At 64.9% G+C, this 6,514-nt stretch carries 6 protein-coding genes; 4 read left to right on the forward strand and 2 right to left on the reverse strand.

Annotation, left to right across the window (positions count from 1 at the left end; all coding sequences use genetic code 11):
* Both WB785_RS15725 and WB785_RS15730 read left to right on the forward strand, forming a co-directional pair.
* A partial coding sequence (locus WB785_RS15725) for an alpha/beta hydrolase family protein (protein ID WP_424080253.1) occupies positions 1-341 on the forward strand: 341 nt, incomplete at its 5' end.
* Between the two features lie 43 nt (positions 342-384).
* Positions 385-1,803 (forward strand): WS/DGAT/MGAT family O-acyltransferase, encoded by a 1,419-nt coding sequence (locus tag WB785_RS15730; protein WP_424080254.1) that lies wholly within the window; start codon positions 385-387, stop codon positions 1,801-1,803.
* Here the strand turns inward: WB785_RS15730 and fadD12 are convergent.
* Together fadD12 and WB785_RS15740 are read right to left on the reverse strand one after the other, a co-directional pair.
* Positions 1,800-3,398 (reverse strand): acyl-CoA ligase FadD12, encoded by a 1,599-nt coding sequence (fadD12, locus tag WB785_RS15735; protein ID WP_424080255.1) that lies wholly within the window; start codon positions 3,396-3,398, stop codon positions 1,800-1,802. The two genes, WB785_RS15730 and fadD12, sit on opposite strands and share 4 nt — an antisense overlap.
* Before the next feature lie 5 nt (positions 3,399-3,403).
* A complete protein-coding gene (locus tag WB785_RS15740) occupies positions 3,404-4,210 on the reverse strand; it encodes a 1-acyl-sn-glycerol-3-phosphate acyltransferase (protein ID WP_424080256.1) in 807 nt (268 codons plus the stop codon).
* Between the two features lie 73 nt (positions 4,211-4,283).
* Between WB785_RS15740 and WB785_RS15745 the strand changes: the two genes are divergently transcribed.
* Both WB785_RS15745 and WB785_RS15750 read left to right on the forward strand, forming a co-directional pair.
* Positions 4,284-5,075 (forward strand): crotonase/enoyl-CoA hydratase family protein, encoded by a 792-nt coding sequence (locus WB785_RS15745; protein ID WP_424080257.1) that lies wholly within the window; start codon positions 4,284-4,286, stop codon positions 5,073-5,075.
* A gap of 89 nt (positions 5,076-5,164) precedes the next feature.
* A partial coding sequence (locus WB785_RS15750; RefSeq protein ID WP_424080258.1) for a class I adenylate-forming enzyme family protein occupies positions 5,165-6,514 on the forward strand: 1,350 nt, incomplete at its 3' end.

The raw sequence follows: 6,514 nt of genomic DNA on the forward strand, positions 1-6,514 counted from the left end.
GGGTAGTCGTCAAGCGCAGGATCGACCGTCATCCCGAGGTCTTCCGCGACGCTTCGCCGATTGCCCGGGTACATCCGGAAGCCCCGCCGTTCTTGGTGATTCACGGCAGCAACGACACGGTGATACCGGTAGCGCAGGCGCGCAGCTTCGTTGAGCGACTGAGGTCGATTTCGCGTTCGGTAGTCAGCTACGTGGAGTTGCCCGGTGCCGGGCACGGTTTTGATCTGACCGATGGGGCGCGCACCGGTCCGACGGCGACCGCAGTGGGGCTGTTTCTCAACCAGGTCCACCGCGAAACCGCCCTGATCAGGGCGAAAAACACTGCCAAAGAGGTTATCTAGCAGCCTGCCGACGGTAAGGTCCCTGCATGAGGGAGGCACGCAGGTGAAAAGGCTCAGCGGCTGGGATGCGGTGCTGCTCTACAGCGAGACACCGAATGTGCATATGCACACACTGAAAATCGCCGTGATCGAGCTCGACCCCGATCGCCGCGACTTCGATATCGAGACGTTTCGCAGGGTCATCCACAGTCGGCTCTACAAACTGGAACCGTTCTGCTACCAGCTGGTCGACATTCCGCTGAAGATGCATCACCCGATGTGGCGGGAGAGTTGCGAAGTCGACCTGACGTACCACATCCGGCCCTGGCGGCTGCCCGCGCCGGGCGGGCGCCGCGAGCTTGACGAGGCGATCGGCGAGATCGCCAGCACCCCGCTGGACCGCAGCCATCCGCTGTGGGAGATGTATTTCGTCGAGGGTCTGGCCAACGACCGGATCGCGGTGGTCGGCAAGATCCACCATGCGCTCGCCGACGGTGTTGCCGCCGCCAACCTGTTGGCTCGCGGCATGGATCTACAGGCCGGACCGGAGCGCGACCGGACGAAATATCAGGCCGACCCCGCTCCGACCAAGGGCGAGCTGGTCCGCTCGGCATTCGCCGATCACGTGCGCCACATCGGGCGGATCCCCCGCACGATCAGCTACACCATGCAGGGGCTTAACCGGGTGCGCCGCAGCCCGCGCAAGCTGTCACCCGAACTGACCCGGCCGTTCACCCCGCCGCCGACCTTCATGAACCACATGCTCACTCCGGACCGCAAATTCGCCACCGCCACCTTGGCGTTGGCGGACATCAAAGAGACCAGCAAGCGGCTGGGAGTCACGATCAACGACATGGTGCTGGCCCTCTCGTCGGGGGCATTGCGCACGCTCCTGCTGCGCTACGACGGCAAAGCCGATCACCCACTGCTGGCCTCGGTTCCGGTGAGCTTCGACTTCTCGCCGGATCGGATCTCGGGTAACTACTTCACCGGAATGCTGGTGGCCTTGCCCGCCGATGTCGACGATCCGTTGGAAAGGGTGCGCTGTTCCCATGACAACGCGGTCGATGCCAAGGAGAGCCATCATCTGCTTGGGCCGGAATTGGTCAGCCGGTGGGCGGCCTACTTTCCACCCGCGCCATCGGAGTCGCTGTTTCGTTGGATGGCCAGTCGCGACGGCCAAAACAAGGTGCTCAACCTCAATGTCTCCAACGTGCCTGGTCCGCGCGAACACGGGCGGGTCGGCGGCGCGCTGGTTACCGAGATCTATTCGGTGGGACCGTTGACCGCCGGCAGCGGCCTGAATATCACGGTCTGGAGTTATGTCGACCAGCTCAACGTCTCGGTGCTTGCCGATGGCGCCACCGTCGAGGACCCGCATGAGGTCACCGACGCCATCATCGATGAGTTCGTCGAAATCCGCCGTGCTGCAGGGCTTTCCGAAAAGCTCACGGTCATCGAGCACGCGATGGCGCAGGCTTAATCAGCCAGCCGTGCCAACAGGTCGCGGCGGACGATCTTGCCGGTGCTGCTGCGCGGCAGCTCGTCGAGCACGACGATCTCACGGGGCACCTTGTAGTTGGCCAGGTTGTCGCGGACATGCTGCTTGAGGCCGTCGACGGTGACTTCGGCGCCCGCTGTCGGTACGACGAAGGCCGCCAGCCGTTGTCCGTACTGTTCATCGTCGACGCCTAGCACCGCGGCTTCGGAGACGTCCGGGTGAGCCGCCAACGTCTTTTCCACCTCGATCGGATAGACGTTCTCGCCGCCGGAGACGATCATTTCGTCGTCACGCCCGACCACGTACAGCCGCCCGGCCTCATCCAGCCGGCCGACGTCTCCGGATGCCATGAAACCCTCATGGAAGTTCTTGCCCGCACCGGAGGTGTAGCCGTCGAAGCGGTTTGAGTTGCGCACGAAGATCTGACCGACCTCGCCGGTCGGCACCGAGCGAAGCTCGCTGTCCAGGATGCGAATCTCGGTGCCGATAGCGGGTTTTCCCGCGGTATCCGGCGCGGCCCGCAAGTCTGTGGGTGTTGCGGTGGCGATCATGCCGGCTTCGGTGGCGTTGTAGTTGTTGTAGATGATGTCGCCGAATTCGTCCATGAACCGGGTGACGACGTCGGGGCGCATCCGTGATCCGGACGCGGTGGCGAAGCGCAGCGACCGACCACTATAGCGACGGCGCACCTCGTCGGGCAGGTCCATGATCCGGTCGAACATCACCGGCACCACGCACAGGCCGGTGGCCTGGTGACGGTCGATGAGGTCGAGGGTGGCCTCCGGGTCGAACTTGCGCCGGGTGACCACCGTGCAGCCCATCGACGCGGCGAAAATCAGCTGCGAAAAGCCCCAGGCATGAAACATCGGTGCCACCACGACGGTCGTCTCTTCGGTGTGCCACGGCACCCGGTCCAACATCGCCTTGAGTTCGGTTGCACCGCCGCCGGAGTGCTTGGCGCCCTTGGGATTACCGGTAGTTCCCGACGTCAGCAGGATCAGTTTTCCGTGACGGCCCGTTTTAGCGGGGCGCTCACCGCTGTGGGCGGCGATCAGCTTTTCGACACCTGTGTCGTGCGGCTGGTCGGTCCATGCGACGACGCGGGTGGCGTCAGGCTTGTCGGCCAGCGCGCGGTCCACCGAGTCGGTGAATTCTTCGTCGTAGATCACCGCATCCGCGCCTTCGCGATTGACCACCTCAGCCAGTGCCGGCCCGGCGAAGGAGGTGTTCAGCAGCAGCACGTCGGCGCCGATCCGGTTGGCCGCCATCAGCGCCTCGACGAAACCGCGGTGGTTGCGACACATGATTGCAACGACTTCCGGTGTGCCGCCGGGCAGAGCCTGGAGCGCCGCCGCCAACGCGTTGCCGCGCTGGTCGAGCTCACGGAATGTCAGCGTCCCCAGCTCGTCGATCAGTGCCGGACGGTTTGGGCAGCGTTGGGCTGACATCGCGAATCCGCTTGTGACGGAGAGGCCTTCGCGTCGCGCGACGGCAGCGATCCGCACGTACTTATCCGGCCGCAGCGGAGCGATGATTCCCGCGCGGACCATGCTGGCCAGTAGGCCGAGCGGCGCCACTGTCGTTAGCCGATGACCGGGAGGCGACGCTCTTTCGCCAAACTATTGAGCGCCTGCTGCATGACGCGGCGAACGTGTGCGTCGACAGCGTCGATGTCGGGCTCCTCGCCGAATTCGGCTCTTACGTCGATCGGCTCGAGAACCTGCATCACGATCTTGGTCGGCAGCGGCAGGTTGGGCGGCACCACCGCGGACAGCCCGAACGGGAAGCCCACCGAAATCGGCAGGATCTTGACCCGCATCAGCTTGTCCAATCGCAGTGCCCGGGCCAACCCCATGCCGCGAGAGAGGTAGATCTGGTTTTCCTGACCGCCGACCGCGACGGCGGGCACGATCGGAACCCCCGCGTTCAGCGCCGCCCGCACGTATCCGGTGCGCCCGTCGAAATCAACGATGTTCTCCGCCAGCGTCGGTCGGTACACGTCGTAGTCGCCGCCCGGGAACACCACCACTACACCGCCGGATCGCAGTGCCTCGTCGGCGTTTTCGTGGTTGGCGCGAATGAAGCCGGTGCGGACGAAGAACTCCGCGATCGGGCCGGTGAACAACACGTCGTGGCTCAGGGTGTAGACGGGCCGGTCATATCCGAACATCTCGTAGAAACCGGTGGCGAACACCGGAACGTCCATCGGGAACAACCCGCCGGAGTGGTTGGACACCACGAGTGCGCCACCCGGCGGGAATGACTCCAGCCCGCGCACCTCCGCCCGGTGGTAGCCCTTGATCAGCGGACGGATCAACCCGATCACGCGTTCGGTGAGTCCGGGATCCCACTTGGAGGTCTCGCTAGGTTCGATATCGGATGCCGTCATGTCGCAGTGATGTTAGCGCTGGATACCATCTCCACGACAGCCAGTCATGATTCTTAAGGAGCGCGACAGCGCAATGAACACTGTGAGCACTGAAGCCGGCAACGAAGAACCCGAGGTCCTCGTCGAGCAGCGAGACCGGATCCTGATCGTCACCATCAACCGGCCGAAGGCCAAGAACGCGGTCAACGCCGCGGTGGCCAGGGGTCTGGCCGACGCGGTGGACCGGCTGGACGACGATCAGGGCCTGTCGGTGGGCATCCTGACCGGCGCGGGCGGGTCGTTCTGCGCGGGCATGGATCTCAAGGCGTTTGCTCGCGGCGAGGTTCCGATCGTCGAGGGCCGCGGGATGGGCTTTACCGAGCGTCCACCGACTAAGCCGCTGATCGCCGCGGTCGAAGGCTATGCGCTGGCCGGTGGCACCGAATTGGCGCTGGCCACCGACTTGATCGTGGCGTCCAAAGACGCTGCGTTCGGCATTCCGGAGGTCAAGCGCGGGCTGGTCGCCGGTGGCGGGGGATTGCTGCGGCTGCCCGCGCGCATCCCGTCCGCCATCGCGATGGAACTGGCGCTGACCGGCGAAAACTTCAGCGCCGAGCGAGCGCACGAGCTAGGCATGGTCAATGTGTTGGCCGAGCCCGGCGGCGCGCTGGAGGCCGCGATCGCGTTGGCCGAGAAGATCACCGCCAACGGACCGCTCGCAGTGGCCGCCACCAAGCAGATCATCGTGGAATCCCGCGGCTGGAGCCCGGACACCATGTTCGCCGAACAGAACAAAATCTTGACGCCGGTGTTCACCTCCAACGACGCCAAGGAAGGCGCTATCGCATTCGCGGAGAAGCGTCCCGCCCGCTGGACCGGGACCTGATCACCGGCGATAGTTGCGTGATCTAAACTACTGGAAGGCGTGACACTTCCGGCCGCATTTGTAACGGGTGGACCACAGAGAGTTCGAGGATGAGCATTTCGTTACTTCTCGAGATGGCTTTGTCGAGCAATCCCGACCGAACGGCCGTCGTCTCGGGCGATACCCGGTTGACCACGCAGCAACTCAGCGATCTCGCCGATGGCGGCGCGGGCGTCATCGCCGGATCGAACGCCGAGCATGTCGCCTACGTCGGCACCGGCGGCGCGATGCTCCCGCTGCTGATATTCGCCTCGGCGCGGGCCGGGCGGGCGTTCACGCCGATCAACTACCGGCTGGCCGCGGAGGGTATCCAGGCGTTGATCCAGCGGCTACCCGAACCACTGGTGATCGTCGACAGCCGATACCGCGACATGCTCGGTGAGGTCGGTCAACAGGTGATCGACTCCGATGAGTTTTTGGCCGCGGCCCAAGGCGCCGAACCGGCGGCAGAGTTTGCCGACCCGGACGCGGTCGCGATCGTGCTGTTCACGTCGGGCACCACCTCGCAGCCCAAGGCCGTCGAACTCACGCATAACAACCTGACCAGCTACATCACCGGATCGGTGGAATTCGATTCTGCTGAGCCGGCCGACGCGGCGCTGATCTGCGTGCCGCCCTATCACATCGCCGGAGTCAGCGCGGCGCTGTCGAACCTGTATGCCGGACGCAAGATGGTCTACCTGCCCAGCTTCGATCCGCAGGAATGGGTGCGGCTGATCAACGCCGAGCACGTCACCACCGCAACCGTGGTGCCGACCATGCTCGATCGCATCGTGACCGTGTTGGAGGGCGGCGGCCATGAATTGCCGTCGTTGCGCAACCTGGCCTACGGCGGATCGAAAGTCGGTTTACCGCTGGTTCGCAAGGCCCTCGAGCTGCTGCCCGGCGTGGGCTTCGTCAACGCGTACGGATTGACCGAGACGAGTTCGACGATCGCGGTGCTCACCCCGGAGGATCACCGCCAGGCCCAAGCCGCATCGGATCCCGCAGTCGTCAAGCGGCTGGGTTCGGTCGGTCAACCGGTACCGGGCATCGAGGTCCAGGTCCGCGACGAGAACGGCACGGTGCTGGGCCCGGGGCAGACCGGTGAGTTGTTCGTGCGCGGTGAGCAGGTTTCGGGCCGTTACACCGGAGTCGGCTCGGTGCTCGACGCCGACGGGTGGTTTCCGACCAGAGACATCGCCACCCTCGACTCCGATGGCTACCTGTTTATCGGTGGGCGCAGCGACGACACCATCATCCGTGGTGGCGAGAACATCGCGCCCGCCGAGTTGGAGGACGTGCTGATCGAACACGCTGCGGTGCGGGACGTCGCCGTGGTCGGCGTCGACGATCCGCAATGGGGCCAGGCGATCGTCGCAGTGGTCGTGCCGGCGGCCGGCACCGACCCGGATCCTGAG

This window comes from Mycobacterium sp. (assembly GCF_049585075.1).
Classification (GTDB): Bacteria; Actinomycetota; Actinomycetes; order Mycobacteriales; family Mycobacteriaceae; genus Mycobacterium.